The organism is Brachybacterium sp. AG952, from assembly GCF_004362645.1.
Taxonomy (GTDB): Bacteria; Actinomycetota; Actinomycetes; order Actinomycetales; family Dermabacteraceae; genus Brachybacterium; species Brachybacterium conglomeratum.
On record NZ_SNXV01000005.1, the window covers coordinates 23,826 to 40,390 of the forward strand.

At 73.6% G+C, this 16,565-nt stretch carries 16 protein-coding genes and 1 tRNA gene; 5 read left to right on the top strand and 12 right to left on the bottom strand.

The genetic code is table 11. The annotated features are described in order from the left end of the window. Nucleotides 1-26: 26 nt before the first annotated feature. From DEU31_RS12540 to DEU31_RS12555, 4 genes are all read right to left on the bottom strand, one after another. On the bottom strand, nucleotides 27-1,838 hold the full coding sequence (locus DEU31_RS12540) for an HNH endonuclease signature motif containing protein (RefSeq protein ID WP_133677415.1): 1,812 nt from the start codon (nucleotides 1,836-1,838) through the stop codon (nucleotides 27-29). Nucleotides 1,839-2,240: 402 nt separating this feature from the next. Further along, nucleotides 2,241-3,167 (bottom strand): 4-(cytidine 5'-diphospho)-2-C-methyl-D-erythritol kinase, encoded by a 927-nt coding sequence (locus DEU31_RS12545; protein WP_133677416.1) that lies wholly within the window; start codon nucleotides 3,165-3,167, stop codon nucleotides 2,241-2,243. Next, nucleotides 3,164-4,141 carry a 16S rRNA (adenine(1518)-N(6)/adenine(1519)-N(6))-dimethyltransferase RsmA gene (rsmA, locus tag DEU31_RS12550; protein ID WP_133677417.1) on the bottom strand — a complete coding sequence of 326 codons (978 nt, stop codon included), beginning with the start codon at nucleotides 4,139-4,141 and terminating at the stop codon, nucleotides 3,164-3,166. Before rsmA ends, DEU31_RS12545 begins: the two co-directional genes overlap by 4 nt. Next, the gene (locus tag DEU31_RS12555; RefSeq protein WP_133677418.1) at nucleotides 4,138-5,109 is read right to left on the bottom strand and encodes a TatD family hydrolase; all 972 of its coding nucleotides are present in this window, start codon (nucleotides 5,107-5,109) and stop codon (nucleotides 4,138-4,140) included. The genes rsmA and DEU31_RS12555 overlap by 4 nt, the downstream gene beginning before the upstream one ends. Nucleotides 5,110-5,435: 326 nt before the next feature. Between DEU31_RS12555 and rpmF the strand changes: the two genes are divergently transcribed. Continuing rightward, nucleotides 5,436-5,606, top strand: coding sequence for a 50S ribosomal protein L32 (gene rpmF, locus DEU31_RS12560; protein WP_010551080.1), 171 nt, complete (start codon nucleotides 5,436-5,438; stop codon nucleotides 5,604-5,606). Nucleotides 5,607-5,738: 132 nt separating this feature from the next. Here rpmF and rsmI read toward each other — a convergent pair whose 3' ends face one another. Beyond that, nucleotides 5,739-6,584 carry a 16S rRNA (cytidine(1402)-2'-O)-methyltransferase gene (gene rsmI / locus DEU31_RS12565; protein ID WP_010551079.1) on the bottom strand — a complete coding sequence of 282 codons (846 nt, stop codon included), beginning with the start codon at nucleotides 6,582-6,584 and terminating at the stop codon, nucleotides 5,739-5,741. Between the two features lie 96 nt (nucleotides 6,585-6,680). Between rsmI and DEU31_RS12570 the strand changes: the two genes are divergently transcribed. Both DEU31_RS12570 and malQ read left to right on the top strand, forming a co-directional pair. Beyond that, nucleotides 6,681-8,303, top strand: coding sequence for a glycosyltransferase family 39 protein (locus DEU31_RS12570; RefSeq protein WP_166649512.1), 1,623 nt, complete (start codon nucleotides 6,681-6,683; stop codon nucleotides 8,301-8,303). An 83-nt stretch (nucleotides 8,304-8,386) separates the two neighbouring features. Next, on the top strand, nucleotides 8,387-10,516 hold the full coding sequence (malQ, locus tag DEU31_RS12575; RefSeq protein WP_133677419.1) for a 4-alpha-glucanotransferase: 2,130 nt from the start codon (nucleotides 8,387-8,389) through the stop codon (nucleotides 10,514-10,516). A gap of 92 nt (nucleotides 10,517-10,608) precedes the next feature. Here malQ and DEU31_RS12580 read toward each other — a convergent pair whose 3' ends face one another. From DEU31_RS12580 to DEU31_RS12595, 4 genes are all read right to left on the bottom strand, one after another. Next, nucleotides 10,609-11,082, bottom strand: coding sequence for an S-ribosylhomocysteine lyase (locus DEU31_RS12580; RefSeq protein ID WP_133677420.1), 474 nt, complete (start codon nucleotides 11,080-11,082; stop codon nucleotides 10,609-10,611). A gap of 103 nt (nucleotides 11,083-11,185) precedes the next feature. Further along, nucleotides 11,186-11,740, bottom strand: coding sequence for a LysR substrate-binding domain-containing protein (locus DEU31_RS12585; RefSeq protein ID WP_010551075.1), 555 nt, complete (start codon nucleotides 11,738-11,740; stop codon nucleotides 11,186-11,188). A 9-nt stretch (nucleotides 11,741-11,749) separates the two neighbouring features. Next, complete coding sequence (locus tag DEU31_RS12590; protein WP_133677421.1) at nucleotides 11,750-12,595, bottom strand: alpha/beta hydrolase; 846 nt, start codon at nucleotides 12,593-12,595, stop codon at nucleotides 11,750-11,752. After that, nucleotides 12,592-13,302, bottom strand: coding sequence for an alpha/beta hydrolase (locus tag DEU31_RS12595; RefSeq protein WP_010551073.1), 711 nt, complete (start codon nucleotides 13,300-13,302; stop codon nucleotides 12,592-12,594). The genes DEU31_RS12590 and DEU31_RS12595 overlap by 4 nt, the downstream gene beginning before the upstream one ends. A gap of 80 nt (nucleotides 13,303-13,382) precedes the next feature. On the opposite strand from DEU31_RS12595, the gene DEU31_RS12600 reads away from it, so the two are divergent. Further along, a complete protein-coding gene (locus tag DEU31_RS12600) occupies nucleotides 13,383-13,733 on the top strand; it encodes a hypothetical protein (protein WP_010551072.1) in 351 nt (116 codons plus the stop codon). A gap of 95 nt (nucleotides 13,734-13,828) precedes the next feature. Continuing rightward, entirely contained in the window at nucleotides 13,829-15,019 is a 1,191-nt protein-coding gene (gene murE / locus DEU31_RS12605) for a UDP-N-acetylmuramyl-tripeptide synthetase (RefSeq protein ID WP_133677422.1), read from the top strand. A gap of 57 nt (nucleotides 15,020-15,076) precedes the next feature. Here murE and DEU31_RS16865 read toward each other — a convergent pair whose 3' ends face one another. The 3 genes from DEU31_RS16865 to DEU31_RS12620 form a co-directional block, all read right to left on the bottom strand. Beyond that, nucleotides 15,077-15,340 carry a hypothetical protein gene (locus tag DEU31_RS16865; RefSeq protein ID WP_166649513.1) on the bottom strand — a complete coding sequence of 88 codons (264 nt, stop codon included), beginning with the start codon at nucleotides 15,338-15,340 and terminating at the stop codon, nucleotides 15,077-15,079. Nucleotides 15,341-15,501: 161 nt separating this feature from the next. Continuing rightward, nucleotides 15,502-15,574: transfer RNA gene (locus DEU31_RS12615), tRNA-Ala, on the bottom strand. A gap of 91 nt (nucleotides 15,575-15,665) precedes the next feature. Continuing rightward, nucleotides 15,666-16,526 carry an inositol monophosphatase family protein gene (locus tag DEU31_RS12620; RefSeq protein ID WP_133677423.1) on the bottom strand — a complete coding sequence of 287 codons (861 nt, stop codon included), beginning with the start codon at nucleotides 16,524-16,526 and terminating at the stop codon, nucleotides 15,666-15,668. Nucleotides 16,527-16,565 lie beyond the last annotated feature (39 nt).

The window sequence follows — 16,565 nt, forward strand, 5'->3', positions numbered from 1 at the left end:
TCCCGGATCTGCTCATCTCCTCCCGACTATCTCCCCCGACTGCCGCGTCGCACGATCCAGTCACCCGGGTAGCCCGGGAGACGGTGGATCCGGTGTGGATCCGGGATGTCCGTGAGCCGCAGGCGCAGATCCGTGAGCGCGCGCTGCAGGGTCATCAGCTCTCCGGGCTCGTCGTTCGCCAGCGGCAGTCTCTCGCGCCCGCTGTTCCCAGGGTTGATCGCGTCGCATCGGCGGTCCACGCGCTCGCCGGTCGTGCGGTGCTCCGTCATCCGTTCCCTCGCCGCATGCTCTGCCGTCGCGTGGCTTCTCGGAACATCGGTGTCGGATGCGCGGCTCGCGGATGCGCATCGTCGTCGGTAGGTGCCGAGCGGATCGAGGTTGATCGCCCCGCGGGTCGCGCTGCGGCCGTGACGGGTGGTCCAGCGGACGGTGCGGCGCACGCCGTCCTCGTCGCGGACCACGCGTGCGGTCTCCCCGGCGAGCTCCTTCTGGTTGCATGCGGCGCAGAGGCCGTTGCCGTTGTCGAGGGACGTCGCACCACCCTGGGACCACGGCGTGATGTGGTCGATCTGCCGTATCGGGGCGTCGCAATGGGGTCCGCGGCAGGTCTGGTGGGCGAGGGTGAGGAACCTGGTCAGCGCTGCGGGGAACGCCCGCGATCGTGACTCCACCGCGACCAGATTGCCGTGGTCGAGATCGGCGTAGAGCTGACGGATCGTGAGCGCGAGGTCGGTGTCCTCCTCGGACTGGGCTGCGCGGAGCATCTCCTCGCGCACATGGTCGTAGGGCACGGACCCGAATCCTTCGACCAGGGCGGCGTCGGCGTGCGCGGGGGCGAGGAGGGAGCGGTCGGTGATGACGATCCCGACATCGAGCGTCGTGGGGTCGATGCCGTCGCCGCGGCCGATCAGCGCGTCGGCGAAGAGGTCGGCCATGATCTGCTGGTGCCCGCGCCGGTCCCCCTGGGCGCGGGCGCTCTCGGCCGCGACGTCGAGTCCCTTGCGGATCCGAGCGCCGTCGATGCCGGGGACGAGGGCGGTGATCCGCGCCATCCCGTGGTCGGTGCGCCGCACCGTCACGTGCCGCTCCCGCTTCGCGGCCTGGTGGCGCGCGGCGGCACCGGCAGGGTCGAGGGCGTGGAGGATCCTCGCCGCCTCGTCGCCCCACTGCTGCGGCCCGCACCCTTCGAGCTCGGCGAGCCGGGAGGTGAGGATCGCATCGACCTGTCGACGCTGCTCCGGGGTCGCCGGGCCCAGGACCGAGCCGACCTTGTGGGCGGACTGCGGGAGCATGCGCGCGGAGGAGAGCGCCGAGATCATCCCGGGCATGCTGCGGACGAGCCGGCGGGAGGTCGCCAGCGTGCGCCCTGCGACCGCGCGGGAGGACTTCAGCGCCCGCGACGCTTCGGCGCGGGCCACCAGCGCGGCCTGCCTGGGGCTCTCCTCCCGTCGGAGGCAGTCCGCCTTCACCGCGTCCTCGAGGTGCACCGCTGTCCGCGCGCGCAGCGACTCGAGCGCTCCTTCCAGGCCGACGATGGTCTCGAGGAGCGTCATCGTCCCGTCGATGTCCAGCGAGTCCAGGGGCGCGGAGCCCCGCGCACCGAGCTCGGCGAGGACCTCGCGGGCGGCGAGGAGGTCGAGCTCGCCGATGGTCAGCTGCTCGGCGTCGACCTGGATCGGGCGGTCCGCACGAGGAGGGAGCTCGCCGGCCGGATCCCCGGACGGGCGGAAGTGCTCCCCGGACGGGCGACCATGTTCCCCGGACGGGCGGCCGTGACCGCCGGAGGCGCCGGCGGCACCTTCGGGGATCTCGCGCTCGTTCGAGGATTCCTTCGACATGCCTCAATTTTCGCACGGCCATTCGAGGAAGAGAAGACCCACAATGCAGCTACCGACCAGGAACTTCGCTGTGTGGACAACCCGGACGTGGGGAGGACAGGTCGACGGTCGCAGCAGGCAGCGGCACCAGCACCCGCCCGCCGAACTGCAGAGACACACCCATCTCAGGCCCTCGACTGCGCGTCTGGATCCGAGGGGGAATGTCAAGCGGCGTCGATTCCTGTGGATAACTCGGCTGCCGTCCACGGTCTTCCGCACCGAATTGCGGACAGCGCACTGTGGAAAACCAATACGTGGGGAGGAACCCTCGACACGACGCTGTGGATGACTCCGCTTCGTGGAGGAACCGTCCAAGCCGCACCGGGACGGGGCCGCGCCCGGAGGGGCGGGCCGCAGCCCCGCTCAGCTCTCCTCGAGCACGCTCGCGCCGGGCGCCGAGCCCCGCGCGATCAGGCAGGACTCCACCAGCCCGCCCTCCGTCAGGCCTGCCGCGATGGTGCGCGCGGCAGCCTCGTCCTCGACCAGCGCGGCGACCGTCGGCCCGGAGCCGCTGACGATCGCCCCGATCGCGCCGAGCCGCTCGGCGGCCTCGACGACCTCCTCGAGCCGGGGATGCAGGGCGAACGCCGCGGCCTGGAGATCGTTGTGGAGGGTGTCGGCGAGCAGTTCGAGGTTGCCGCCGCTGAGCGCCTGGAGCTGTCGCTCGTCGATCTCGGGTCGCTCCGGCGGCACCCGGCCGCCCGCGAGCACGAGCTCGTCGAAGCGCCGGAAGACCTCCGGGGTGGAGAGGTGCCCGCCGGGGACGGCGAGCAGCCAGGTCCACTCGCCGTGGGTGAGCACCGTGGTGAGGTCCGCACCATTGCCGCGGCCGAGCGCGGTGTGGCCGAGCATCGAGAAGGGCACGTCGGCGCCGAGCCGTGCCCCGAGCGTGCGCAGCGCCTCGGCGCCGAGGCCCAGCCCCCACAGCCGGTCCAGCGCCACGAGCACCGCCGCCGCATCGGCCGAGCCGCCCGCCATGCCGCCGGCGACGGGGACCTGCTTGCGGACGTGGAGCGCCGCCGCCTCCCGCACCCCGCACTCGGTGCGCAGCAGCTCGGCGGCGCGCAGGGCGAGGTTGGTGCCGTCCAGCGGCACCTCCCCCGGCACCTCGGAGGTGATCTCGAGGCTCATCTCGTCGGCGCGGGACGCTGTGACTGTCTCGTAGAGGTCGACCGCCTGGAACACCGTCGCGAGCGCGTGGTAGCCGCGGCCGTCCACGCCGCCGACGTGCAGGGACAGGTTGATCTTGCCTGGGGCGCGCACGACCACCCGTTCGAGGGCGCCGCTCACCCCTCGGCTCCCGTCGCGTCGTCCTCGGGCGCGGGGCCCCCTGTCGGACCATCCGTCCCGACCTCGCCCTCGGCCTGCTCCACCGCGGCGTGCGCGATGGCGCGGAACTGCTCGACCTCGAGGGTCTCTCCTCGAGCCGACGGGTCGATCCCGGCGGCGCGGAGGATCTCCTCGGCGCGTGCCGCGGTGCCCGCCCAGCCGGCGAGCGCGGCGCGCAGGGTCTTGCGGCGCTGGGCGAAGGCCGCATCGATCACGGCGAAGACCTGCTCCCGCTCCGCCGCGGAGCCGAGCGGCTGCTCGTGACGGACCAGCTGAACGAGTGCGGAGTCGACGTTGGGGACGGGCCAGAAGATCTGGCGCGAGATCCGTCCGGCGTGGACGGCCCGGCCGTACCAGGCGGCCTTCACGCTCGGACCGCCGTAGGTGCGGGAGCCGGGCCCGGCGGTGAGGCGGTCGACGACCTCGGACTGGACCATGACCAGCGCCGAGCGGAGCGAGTCGAAGCGCTCCAGCATGGTCAGCAGGATGGGGGTGGCGACGTTGTAGGGCAAGTTCGCGACCAGCATCGTCGGCTCCCCCGCGCGGGGCAGCCCGGGCAGCTCGGTGACCTGGAGGGCGTCGGCGTGGACGAGGCGGAAGCGCTCCTCCTCGACGCCGCGGGCGCGCAGGGTCAGGGGCAGCAGCTCGGCGAGGCCGCGGTCGAGCTCGACCGCGACGACGTCCGCCTGCGCCTCGAGCAGGCCGAGGGTGAGGGAGCCCAGACCCGGCCCCACCTCGAGCACTGCCTGACCGGGCTCGACGCCGGCACGTCCGACGATGGTGCGCACCGTGTTCGGGTCCATCACGAAGTTCTGACCGCGCTGCTTCGACGGGCGGATCCCCGCGGCCTCGGCGAGCTCGCGGATGTCGCGGTGGGTCAGCAGCAGGCCGGCGCCGTCCTGCTCGCCCCCGCGCCCCTGCTCCCCCGTGCTCATGCCGCGGCCGCCTCGGGCCAGCCGTACACGTCCTGGGTGGTCGCCCGCACCGCGCGGCAGGCCTTCTCGAGGGAGACACCGGTGGTCTCCGCGATCGTCGCCATGGTCAGCGGGATCAGGTAGGAGGAGTTCGGCCGGCCGCGATAGGGCACGGGGGTGAGGAAGGGCGCGTCGGTCTCGACCATGACCTGTCCGAGGCCGACCTCGGCGAGCGCGGCGCGGAGGTCCGTCGCGTTCTTGAAGGTGACGGTGCCGGCGAAGGAGAGGTACCAGCCGCGGTCCGCGCACCGGCGCGCGAACTCCGCGTCGCCGGAGAAGCAGTGGAAGACGGTCCGCTCGGGGGCGCCGTCGGCCTCGAGGATCTCGAGCACGTCGCGGTGCGCGTCGCGGTCGTGGATCTGGAGCGGGAGGTCGAGCTCCTTGGCGAGCGCGATGTGGGCGCGGAAGGAGGAGATCTGCGCCTCCCGCGCCTGCTCGTCCTTGCGGGAGGTGCGGAACCAGTCCAGGCCCGTCTCCCCCACCACGACCATGCCGGGGCCCCGCAGCAGCTCCGAGACCTCCGCGATCGCGGCGTCGAGGCCGACGATCCCGCGCCCCTCGTGGTCGTGGCCGCGGGCGTGCAGCGCCGCCTCGTTGGGGTGCACGGCGACGCCGCCGCGCAGGGAGGGCGGGCAGTCCGGGGCGGCCAGCAGCGCCGCGGTCCAGCGCACCGCCTCGAGGTCGGAGCCGATCGTGATCTGCGCGTCGATGCCGGCGGCGGCGGCGCGGTCCACGTGGTCATGGACGCTGAGCTGCGTGTCCCCGTCGGCGAAGTCGAGGTGGCAGTGGTTGTCGATCACCGGGGACGGCAGCGGCTCGGGCGCGGGCGGCCAGGAGCGGTCGCGCGTCTTCCCGCGCGGATCGATGTCCTCGCGGTCGCGCACCGGCGGGAGCGCGGAGGCGGGGGTGTTCTCGTGCGGTGACGGCATGCGACCATCGTAGGAGGGTCGCCGCACTGCTCCGCACCGTGTCCTCGGAAGCGCCCCCGCGGCCTGCGGGGCCGACGGCTGTCGCGCTGCCGCGAAGCGCCGCGGAGGCGCCAGACCGGCTGTGTCCTGCACCGCCGGTGTGCTACCTCACGGAGCGCGAGGGCGCGGAATCGATGCGGATGTGGCAGAATGGGTCGTCGTTGCGCGCCCTTTCGTGCACCCGAGCGCCCCGATCGTCGTGTCCCCGGACACTGCAGCGGGTTCGGGTCGCTGCTCGGGACGGACGCCAACGCCGTTCATCCTCCGGACCGTCCAAGGAGCGTCCCATGGCAGTGCCCAAGTTCAAGATGTCCCGTGCGCGCACGCACTCCCGCCGCTCGCAGTGGAAGGCGAACAACGCCGACCTCGTGCAGGTGACGGTCCGCGGCCGCACCGCCAACGTCCCGCGCCGCCTCGCGAAGGCCTACCAGCGCGGCCTCCTCCAGATCGAGGACTGATCCCGCGCGGGCACGGCCCGCGTGCAGGACCTTCGAGAACGCCCCCGGCACCTGGTGCCGGGGGCGTTCTCGCATGCGGGGCCGGCGCGCCACGGGGCGCTCACGCGCCCGGCGCCCCTACCACCGGCGTCCTCACCGCCGACGAGCGGCGAGCGCGAGGTCGTAGAGCTCGCTCGCGCCGACACCCTCGTGAGTCCGGGCGATCTCCTTCGCCGCGTCCTTGAGCCGCTCCCCCGCGGCCGCCCGCTCGAGCACCTCGTCGACGAGGTCCTCCGCGGAGGCGGCGACCGGCTCGGCCCCGGCGACCACGATCACGATCTCGCCGAGCACCTCGGTGCCCTCCGCCCAACGGGCCAGCTCGGCGAGGGTGCCGCGCAGGATCTCCTCGTGCGTCTTGGTCAGCTCGCGGGCCACGGCCGCCCGTCGGCCCTCGCCGAAGGCCTCCGCCATCGCGGCGAGTGTCGCGGCGGTGCGCCGCGGCGATTCGAAGAAGACCATGGTGCGGCGCTCGCCCGCGAGCGGCTCGAGGGCGCTCGCGCGCCGGCCGCCGCGCCGGGGCGGGAAGCCCTCGAAGGTGAAGCGGTCCGGGGCGATCCCCGAGGCGGCGAGCGCGGTGAGCACGGCCGAGGGGCCGGGGATCACCGTGACGGGCAGGCCCTCCTCCGCGGCGGCGCGCACGGCCTCGAAACCGGGATCGGAGACCACCGGCATCCCGGCGTCGGTGACCACCAGCACCCGCTGCCCGGCGCGGACCGCCTCGAGGAGCGTCGCGGTCCGCTCGGCCTCGTTGTGCTCGTGGTAGGAGAGGATCCTCGCGCTCGTGGAGACCTCGAGGTCGGTCATCAGCCGGTGCAGGCGCCGGGTGTCCTCGGCGGCGATGAGGTCCGCGGACCCGAGGGCCCGCAGCAGGCGCACCGAGGCGTCCAGGGGGTTCCCGATCGGGGTGGCGGCGAGGGTGAGGACTCCGGGCTCGAGCATCCCGCCATGCTAGTGCCGTCGGTGACGGTCCCCTCGACGACGTCGGGCGCCGCGTGCTGTCCGTGCCGCGGCCTGCCGATCACCTAGCATGACCGGGTGCGCACCGAGCTGTCCGAGGAGGAGTCCGCGGCGGGGGCCCGTCGTCGTGCGGCCGTCGAGGACGAGCCGGGCGCGCTGCTGGCCTCATACCGCCGGCGTCTGCGCGCCGTCGACCTGCCGGTCTCGCGGATGGCCTGGGCCGGGGCGATGGCCGTGTTCGGCCTCGCGCTCGTGCTGAGGCTGTGGGGGCTGGGGTCCATCGGGGAGCTGATCTTCGACGAGACCTACTACGTCAAGGACGGCTACACCCTGACCCAGCAGGGCGTGGAGATGGACTGGCCCGAGGAGCCCGATGCGGCCTTCGAGGCCGGGGACGTCGACTCCTACGAGGAGACCGCCTCCTACGTCGTCCATCCGCCGCTCGGGAAATGGCTGATCGGTGCTGGCATGACGCTGCTGGGAGCGGACAGCCCCTGGGGCTGGCGGATCTCCTCCGCCGTTCTCGGCTCCCTCGCGGTGCTGATGCTGACCTTCATCGCGCGGCGGCTGTTCCGCTCCACCACCGCGGGCCTCATCGCGGGGCTCCTGTTCGCCGTGGACGGGATGGCGCTGGTCCATGCGCGCACGAGCCTCCTGGACCCCTTCCTGATGGTGTTCGTGCTCGCCGCCTTCGGCGCGCTGCTCATCGACCGCGACCGGTTCCGGGAGCATCTCGCGCTGACCGCCGCCCGGATGCAGCTGGCCTCCGAGGCGCCGCCCCCGCTCGGGGCCTCAGGCGGGCTGCGGCCCTGGCGGATCCTGGCCGGGGCGCTGCTGGGGGCGGCCTGCGCGGTGAAGTGGTCGGGGCTGTACTTCGTGGCGGTCTTCGGGATCATGACCGTGCTGTGGGACTGGTGGGCGCGCCGCACGATCGCCCAGCCCCGCTGGTTCCTCGTCGGGCTGGTGAAGGACGCGATCCCCGCGTTCTTCGCGGTGGTCGGCACGGCGCTGCTGACCTACCTCGTCTCCTGGGCCGGCTGGTTCGCCTCCTCGATCGGGTACAACCGGCACCTCGCGGCCGACGAGGGCGTCGCCACCGGGTTCGGTCCGCTCGATGCGCTGATCTCGCTGTGGCTGTACCACCGCCAGGCCTACGACTTCCACGTCGGCCTCGACTCCGAGCACCCGTACGCGGCGCATCCCGCGGGCTGGCTGCTGCAGCTGCGGCCGACGAACTTCTACTACCGCTCCTACGACTACGGGGAGAACGGCTGCGAGGTCGCCCGCTGCGGCGCGCACATCCTCGACGTCGGCAATCCGCTGATCTGGTGGCTGGGAGCGCTGGCGATCCTCGTCGCCGTGGTGCTCGGGATCGTGCATCGCGACGGGCGGGCGTGGGCGTCGCTGTCGGGGATCGTCGCCGGCTACCTGCCGTGGCTGCTGTACACAGACCGCACCATCTTCACCTTCTACGCGATCGCCTTCGAGCCGTGGCTGATCCTGTGCCTGACCTACATGCTCAGCCTCGTGATCGGTCCGCCGGGCGCGGAGCCGGAGCGGCGCCTGGCCGGCGGGCTGTTCGTCGGCTCGCTGCTGGTGCTCATCGTGATGGTCTCGGCGTTCTTCTGGCCGGTGTGGACCGGGCAGGTGCTGGACGTGGAGCAGTGGCAGTACCGGATGTGGCTGCCGTCCTGGACCTGACAGACCGCGGGCGCGCCGGCATCCCGTGCGGCAACCCCGCAGTCCGGTGCATCACGGCCCCTGCCCGCCGCTACGATGACGCCATGGCCACGGACCCCTCAGCGCTGCGAGCTCTCGCCCACGACCTCGGTGTCAGCACCCGGTACTGGGGGTGGGACGGCACCGAGAAGGATGTCGCCGACTCCACCCTGCACGCGATCCTCGCCGCGCTCGGCTCCCCGCTCGCCTCCGACGAGGACATCGCCGCCGTCCGCGCCCGCCGCGAGCGCGCCCCGTGGGAACGCACCCTCCCGCCCGTGACGGTGATGCGCGAGGACCGGGCCTCGAGCGTCCCCGTGCACGTCGACCACGGCACCCCCGTCTCCGTGCACGTCCTGCTCGAGGAGGGCGGCCGGGTCGACCTCGTCCAGGGCGAGGACCACACCCCTGCCCACGACCTCGACGGCACGCTGCGCGGTCGCGCCCGCTTCCTGCTGCCGGAGGGGCTGCCGCTGGGCTGGCACCGGCTGGTCGCCGAGACCGCCGCCGGTCCCGCCGAGGCGGACCTCGTGGTCACCCCGGCACGGCTCACCGTCCACGAGCAGTACGCGGCCCGGCGCGCCTTCGGCGTCCAGGCGCAGCTGTACTCGGTCCGCTCCGAGCGGTCGTGGGGCATCGGCGATCTCGCCGACATGCGCGACCTCGCCGCGATCACCGGCGCCCGCCACGGCGCGGACTTCCTGCTGGTGAACCCGCTGCACGCCTCCTACCCGACCCCGCCCGTGGAGCCCTCCCCCTATCTCCCGGTCACCCGGCGCTTCACCGCCCCGCTGTACCTGCGCATCGAGGAGGTGCCCGAGCACCGCTCCCTCACCGAGGTCGCCCGGCAGAAGGTCGAGCTGCTGCGCGGCACGGTCGCGGACCGCAACACGCGCGGGGACCGGCTCGAGCGCGACGCCGTGCTGTCGGCGAAGCTCGAGGCGCTCGAGGAGCTGTTCGCGGTGCCGCTGACGGCGGGCCGGGCCGCGCTGCTGGACGCCTACCGGGCGCGGGAGGGGCAGGGGCTCGAGGACTTCGCCCTGTGGTCCGCGATCGCGGAGTCGGTGCGCGGCACGCCCAGGGAGACCGTGCTGCAGCATCTCGACGAGGCGGTCCTCGAGCAGGCACGGACAGAGCTCGCCGACCGGATCGAGTTCCACGTCCGCGTGCAGTGGTGGCTGGACGAGCAGATGGCCGCCGCCCAGGCCGCCTCGCGCGAGGCCGGGATGCGGATCGGGATCATGCACGACCTCGCCGTCGGCGTCGAGCAGGTCGGCGCGGACTCCTGGGCGCTGCAGGACGTGCTCGCGCGCGGCGCGACCGTCGGCGCCCCCGCCGACCAGTACAACCAGCAGGGCCAGAACTGGTCGCAGCCGCCCTGGCACCCCGAGCGCCTGCGCGAGGCGTCCTACCGGCCGTGGCGGGACATGCTGCGCACCCTGATGCGGCACGCCGGTGCGCTGCGGATCGACCACGTGCTGGGCCTGTTCCGGCTGTGGTGGATCCCCGAGGGGCACCGGGCGGCCGACGGCGCCTACGTCTCCTACGACCACGAGGCGATGATCGGGATCCTCGCGCTGGAGGCGCAGCGCTCGGGCACCCTCGTCGTCGGCGAGGACCTGGGCACCTTCGAGCCATGGGTCCGGGACTATCTCGTCGATCGCGGGATCATGGGCACCTCGATCCTGTGGTTCGAGTACGACGGCGAGGGGAAGCCGCTGCGCGCCGAGGACTACCGCACCCTGTGCATGGCCTCGGTGAACACCCACGACCTGCCGCCGACGGCCGGCTATCTCGCCGGCGACCACGTCACCCTCCGCCACGAGCTCGGGCTGCTGGAGCGGCCGCTGGACGAGGAGCTCGCGACCGACGCCGCCGGACGCGAGGAGGTGCTGGACGTGCTGCGGGCCGAGGGGCTGCTGGCCCCGGGCCCGGCAGGCGACGTCGAGGAGACGGTGATCGCGCTGCACCGGCACCTGGCCCGCACCCCGTCGATGCTGCTCGGGGTCTCGCTCGTGGACTGCGTGGGCGAGCGACGGATCCAGAACCAGCCGGGCACCGACGAGGAGTACCCCAACTGGCGGATCCCGCTCGCGGACCCGGCCGGCCGGCCCGTCGGCCTCGACGAGATCGCGACCGATCCCCGCACCGCACGGCTGCTCGCCGCGGTGCGGGAGGGGATCGGCGGGCGCTGAGCCCGCTCTCCTCCGCCCGCCGGGACGCTCGACGACGCAGCCCCGCCTCCCGTGATCGTGAGAGGCGGGGCTGCGTCATCGGCGGGGCAGGCTCAGGAGGCGGTGACGGTGCCCCACTCCTCGCGCGCCTCGAGGAAGGCGCGGGCCGCGGCCTGGGCGCCCTCGAGGCTGTGGTGGGCGCCCCAGCCGCACTGGACCTCGTTCGCGGCGGGGACCTCGTCGGCCGCGAGCAGGTCCCGCAGTGTCGCCTCGAGGATCGGGGCGAAGCCGTCTGCGTCGTGGTCCCCCACCAGCAGCACGTAGAACCCGGTGCGGCAGCCCATCGGGGAGACGTCCAGGACGTCCCCGGAGTGGTTGCGCATGTGCTCGGCCATAATGTGCTCGAGGGAGTGGACCGTCGCGGACTCGAGATGGGCGAGGTTCGGCTGGGTGAAGCGGACGTCGAACTTGGTGAGCACGTCGCCGCCGGGCAGCTCCTTGCGATCGGCGATGCGCAGGTAGGGCGCGGCGACGGTGCGGTGGTCGAGGTTGAAGCTCTCGACGTTCATACGGGGCTGCTCGGTCATGGTTCTCCTCTGATCGGGTGTGGGCGGAGGGTTCAGGGGCCGACGGGGCCGGTGCGCCGTCGGCGGGTGCGGAGGCGCGACGCAGGCGCTCTGCGCGGCTCGGTCAGCGGCTCGAGCGGGAGGTGCGGCCGCGGACGACACCGACAAACTCCTGACGGATCTCGTCGTCGGCCGCGCGCGGCCAGGCGAGCGCGATGCGTGTCGGTTCGCCGTCCCGCAGAGGGAGGGCGACGGCGTCCTTGCGACGGTGGAGGCGGGCGAGGGAGAGCGGGACCCGCGCGAAGCCGACTCCGCTCGCGGCCACGGCGATCCGCGAGGCGGCATCGTCGAGGTGCTCCTGCCGGATCTCGGTCTGCCCCTCGAGGTCGGCCTCGACGATGTCGTCCTGCAGGCTCAGCACGTCCTCGTCGCCGACCACCACGCAGGCGCGCTCCTCCCACAGCGCCACCCGGTGCAGCTGCTCGCCCGACTGCTCCGGCAGCGGGAGGCGCACGAAGCACATGTCGACCTCGCCGCCGATCAGCGCCTCCGTCTGGCGGGACAGCGGCACGGGGACGAGCTCGAGCCAGGCATCGCGGCGGCCGGACTTCCAGCGGCGCAGGAAGCGGTCGGGCTCGACGCCGGGCACGAAGCCGACGCGCAGGGTGGTGTGGTGCATGGGACCAGACTAGGGCCCGAGACGGTCCTGGGTCGTCCCGGGGCTCGTCGGTCGTTCGGCGCGGGCGAGGACGCGCAGCAGGTCCGGGGTGAAGCGCTCGGCGCGGACGAGGTTCAGCATGTGGTTGCCGTAGGGCAGCAGCTCGAGCCGGCCCTGCGGGGCGGCGGCGGCGAACGAGCGCTCGTGCAGTCGCAGCTGCTCGAAGCGGCCGTGGAGGAAGGTCACCGGCACCGGGATGCGGGACAGCTCGCCGCGCAGGTCCAGGGAGCCGACGGCGGTGAAGGCGGGGGCGACCACGTCGATGTCGGCCCGACCGCCGCGCAGGTAGGCGCGGGCCCCGTCCCGGCCCAGCAGCCAGGTAAAGGGGAAGGCCTCGGAGCCGCTGCGCATCGCGGGCAGCAGGTCGGTGGCGGTGATCAGGCGGGCGTAGAGCCGGGCGGTGAGTGGGGTGGGCTGCACCGCGGCGCCGCAGGCGACGAGGGAGCCGAGGACGGGGGATGCACCGGCCAAGTCGGTGCCGGCGTCGGCCCGGTCCGCCGCGCCGAGCCGCGCCGCGGAGCGGATCGCGAGCATCCCGCCGAGCGAGCTGCCGACGAGGTGGACGGGCAGAGCGGTCGCCTCGTGCGCGGTGCGCGCCGCGCCCTCGATGACGGACTGCGCGGCCTCGAGGGTGAAGTTCTCGCCGCGGCGTGCGCCGTGCCCGGGCAGGTCCGGGGCGAGGACGTGGTGGCCGGCGGCGCGGAGCGCGGGCACCTGCGGGTCCCACTGGCTGTGGGAGGTGCGGGCGCCGTGCACGAGCACGACGGGCCAGGGACGTGCGGGCCCGGCGGGGCGGGTCGCGGCGGGGTCGCTCACGCCGGCACCGTCGCCGCCGCGCAGCGGTGCAGCACCTTCGCGAAGCGCTTGGGGCGGGAGAGGTTCGCGATGTGCCCGGCGTCCTGGAGGATCACGAGCTCGCCGTCGCGGGCGGCCTCGACGAAGAGCGCCTCGTGGCGGCGGAAGGGGTCGTGCTCGCCGTTGACGAAGGTGATCGGCACGTCGATCGCGGCGACGTCGGCGAGCAGGTCGAGGGCGCCGATCGTGCGCACCACGGTGCGGATCACGCCGTGGGCGCGGCCGCCTCCGTAGTAGCGCTTCGCGGCCTTGCGGGTGTGGCGCCGGGCGAAGGAGCGGGCGACGCGGGCATCGGAGTCGCCGGGCAGCCAGTCCTTCATCGTCATCCACAGCCCGTACATCCGCGCCATCGCGGGTCCGGGCACGATCGTGCAGTCCGCGGCGACGACGCCCGCGAGCCGGCCGGGGTTCGTGCCGGCGAAGTGGAGGGTGAGATAGCCGCCGAGCGAGAGGCCGACGAGCAGCGGCGGCTGCTGGCAGCGGGAGACGGCCTCGTCGATCGTGGCGAGCGCGGACTCGAGGGTGAAGGGCTCGCCGCGGCGGGCGCCGTGGCCGGGCAGGTCCGGGGCGATCACCTCGTAGCCGCGGTCGCGCAGACGGCGCACCTGGCCCTTCCACATGGTGCGCGAGGAGCGCACGGCGTGGATCAGCACGATGCTCCGAGTCACGGCGTCCCCTCCCCCGGTCCTCTGCGGCCCGTCCCGCACGGAGCGTACCGGAGCTCTCGGAGCGGGACTAGCCTGGGACGATGCCGAGCTACCGCCTCCACCTGCCGATCGGTGCGCTGCGCGCCGGCTCCTCCCCCGCCGACGTGCTCGAGCAGGCCGCGCTCGCGCTCGGCTCCCTCCACGCCGTGGAGCGGAAGGACGTCGAGGCGCCGCTCGTCGCGGGCCGGCGCGTCGGCCGGGTGGTGCTGCGCTTCGGCGTGGATCCGAGCTCCCGGGCGGAGGAGGACGAGTCGGCACGGCGGGCCCTCGCGGCGGTGGCCCGGCATCTCGAGGAGACCGTGTGCGAGGTCGCTCCGGCGAGCGCCGTGGTGCTGAGCCGCGGTGCGGGCGGACGGTTCCGTCCGATCCCGCCCTCACGCTCCGGGGCCTGATGACGAGTGCCGGGCCTGGGACGGGCCCTGGTCGTGTGGTGGGATGAGAGCGGTGCGCCGTCCGCGCGTGCTGCCGTCGTCCCAGGGGGAGAACGATGATCCAGCCCGTCACCGCACCCGTCGGCCGCCCGCTCGTCAGCGCAGTCACCGGCACCAACGGCAAGACCACCGTCGCGACCGCGACCCTGCAGCTGCTGCGCGCGGCGGGGCTGCGCGCGGCCGGCTGCGACTCGACCGGGATCGACGACGTGCACGGTGCGGTGAGGCCCGCGCAGTTCCGGCGCTCTGCGCAGTTCCTGCCGGACCTCATCGCCGAGCAGGTCGCGCTCGGTGCGGAGGCGATCTCGCTCGAGGCCTTCGTGGGGATCCTCAAGGACGGGCTGCTCGAGCACGTCGAGGTCGACGTGGCGGTGTGCACCGGGCTCGAGCGCGACCATCTCGACGTGCACGGCAGCCTCGAGGCGTACTGGGGCGCGAAGTTGCGGCTGTTCGAGGAGCACCTGCGGCCCGACGGGGTGGCGGTGCTGGCGACGGACTGCGCGCAGGGGGATCTGGTGCGGGACGCGGCGGCGCGGCGCGGGGCGCGCCTGGTGACGGTCGGTCCCGGCGGTGACGTGGTGCTCGAGGAGGCCGAGGAGGTCGCCGCGGCCGACGGGGCGGTGCGGCTCGAGGGGGTGCTGTGCGTGGGCTCGCAGCGTCTCCCGGTGCTGCTGCCGACGGTGCACGCGGTGGCGGTGATGAACCTTCTGCTCGCGGCGAGCGCGGTGATCGCCCTCGGTGCGGGGCCCGGGACGGTGGCCGAGGCGCTGGCCGGGGTGGCTCCTCCCCCGGGTCGGCTCGAGGTGATCGGGCGCCGCGGCGGCGTCACCGCGATGGTCGACACCGCGCACAACCCCGCGGCGCTGCGCACAGCGCTCACGGCGGTGCGGGACCGGACCGAGGGCAGGGTGCTCCTGGTGGTCGGTGCCGGCGGGGAGCGCGACCGGGCCAAGCGCGCCCCGATGGGCGAGATCGCGGCCGAACTCGCGGACCTCGTCGTCCTCACCGACGACAACCCGCGCCGGGAGCCGCCCGCCCGGATCCGCGCCGAGGTGCGGGAGGGCTGCCCGGACTCGATCGAGGTGCCGCGCCGGGCCGATGCGATCCGCGCCGCCTGGGAGATGGCGCGCAGCGGCGACGTGGTACTGGTGGCCGGCAAGGGCGACGAGACGGAGCAGCTGGTGGGGACGCAGCGCGTGCCGCACGATGACCGGGCTGTGCTGCGAGCGCTGCTGGCACGCGACTGACGGGCTGGACATGACGGTGCGGCGCCCGCTCGTCGCGGACGCCGCACCGTGGTCGACTCAGATAAGGCCGCCATCCGGGTCATAGCCGCCGTCCGGGTCGTAGCCCCCGTCCGGGTCGTACCCACCATCGGGGTCGTAGCCCCCGTCCGGGTCATACCCACCATCGGGGTCGTAGCCCCCGTCCGGGTCATACCCGCCATCCGGGTCATAGCCCCCGTCCGGGTCATACCCGCCATCCGGGTCATACCCGCCATCCGGGTCATACCCGCCGTCCGGGTCGTACCCGCCGTCGGGATCGTAGGTGGAGCGTGCGTCGGTCATGGTGTCCCCCTCGGTGTCGTCGGACCGATGCACGACCGAGTGAACCCGGTCACACGTCGAGGCGCAAGGGACGGGACGGAATCGATGGCGGCATCGCCGCGGTCGTCCCGTTCGCCGGCACGAAGAACCCCGCCGGTCCGGAGACCAGCGGGGTGATTTTGTGGAGCTAGGGGGATTCGAACCCCCGACCTTCTCATTGCGAACGAGACGCGCTACCAACTGCGCCATAGCCCCATGTCGCTCGGCGACCGCATCAGATTAGCACCCCACCAGGGATGCTGTCGCATCGAGGCGGGCCTCTTGACGAAGGTCACAGAGCGGGCGTTCAGCTCCCGACCCGCAGGGCCTGCAGCTCGTCCTGCAGACCGTCGAGCACCTCGAGCCGCCCCTGGCCGGAGCAGGCGACGTAGGCGGGCTGGAGGTGGTCGGGCCGCTCGGCGACCTCCTCTCCGGGCCAGGTGCGCAGGGAGCCTCCGGCGCGGCGGAGGATGTGGAAGCCGGCCGCGACGTCCCAGGAGTTGATCGCGGTCAGCGCGGTGGCGTCCGCCCATCCCGCGGCGACGTAGGCGAGCTCGAGCGCGGCGGAGCCCAGGTGGCGCACCGCGGAGACCGAGTCCTCGAGGGTGCGGACGGCGTTCGCGGCGTACTCCGGGAAGCGGGAGCCGGTGCGCTGGCCGGGGTAGCCGGAGAGCACGAGGGCATCGGGGGCCGGGCGGGTATCGCGCGGGATGATCTCGCGGCCGTTCAGGGTCGCGGGGCCGTCGGCCGCGGCGAAGACCTGGCCGAGCACCGGCGCGTCGATCACGCCGGCGACCAGCTCGTCGCCGATGGTGACGCCGATCGAGATGCAGAACAGCGGCAGGCCGGCGGCGAAGTTGCTGGTGCCGTCGATCGGGTCGACGTAGAAGCTGACCTGCTCGGGACCGGAGTGCTCCGCGGCGGGGCGCTCGCCGCCCTCCTCGCCGACGATGCGGGCGCTGGGCAGCAGACGGCGCAGCTCGGAGACGATGATCTCCTCGCTGCGGCGGTCGTGCTCGGTGACGATGTCGTGGCTGGAGGTCTTGTACTCGCGGGAGAGGTCGTCGCGGTCGAGGCCGCGGAGGTACTCGGCGGCGGCATGCGCGGCGGTGAGGGCGTGCTCGAGCAGCTGGGCCGGAGACGGGGCGGAGGAATCGGTGGTGTTCATCACCGCCAGGCTAGTCCGCCCTGGTCAGCCTCGGGGCGA

Bases quoted from the DNA above. Each gene is read 5' to 3' on its own strand.
- murE (WP_133677422.1), top strand. From the start codon at position 13,829: ATGATCCAGCCCGTCACCGCACCCGTCGGCCGCCCGCTCGTCAGCGCA.
- DEU31_RS12600 (WP_010551072.1), top strand. From the start codon at position 13,383: ATGCCGAGCTACCGCCTCCACCTGCCGATCGGTGCGCTGCGCGCCGGC.
- DEU31_RS12540 (WP_133677415.1), bottom strand. From the start codon at position 1,838: ATGTCGAAGGAATCCTCGAACGAGCGCGAGATCCCCGAAGGTGCCGCC.
- malQ (WP_133677419.1), top strand. From the start codon at position 8,387: ATGGCCACGGACCCCTCAGCGCTGCGAGCTCTCGCCCACGACCTCGGT.
- rpmF (WP_010551080.1), top strand. From the start codon at position 5,436: ATGGCAGTGCCCAAGTTCAAGATGTCCCGTGCGCGCACGCACTCCCGC.
- DEU31_RS16865 (WP_166649513.1), bottom strand. From the start codon at position 15,340: ATGACCGACGCACGCTCCACCTACGATCCCGACGGCGGGTACGACCCG.
- rsmI (WP_010551079.1), bottom strand. From the start codon at position 6,584: ATGCTCGAGCCCGGAGTCCTCACCCTCGCCGCCACCCCGATCGGGAAC.
- DEU31_RS12555 (WP_133677418.1), bottom strand. From the start codon at position 5,109: ATGCCGTCACCGCACGAGAACACCCCCGCCTCCGCGCTCCCGCCGGTG.
- DEU31_RS12585 (WP_010551075.1), bottom strand. From the start codon at position 11,740: ATGCACCACACCACCCTGCGCGTCGGCTTCGTGCCCGGCGTCGAGCCC.
- rsmA (WP_133677417.1), bottom strand. From the start codon at position 4,141: ATGAGCACGGGGGAGCAGGGGCGCGGGGGCGAGCAGGACGGCGCCGGC.
- DEU31_RS12580 (WP_133677420.1), bottom strand. From the start codon at position 11,082: ATGACCGAGCAGCCCCGTATGAACGTCGAGAGCTTCAACCTCGACCAC.
- DEU31_RS12620 (WP_133677423.1), bottom strand. From the start codon at position 16,526: ATGAACACCACCGATTCCTCCGCCCCGTCTCCGGCCCAGCTGCTCGAG.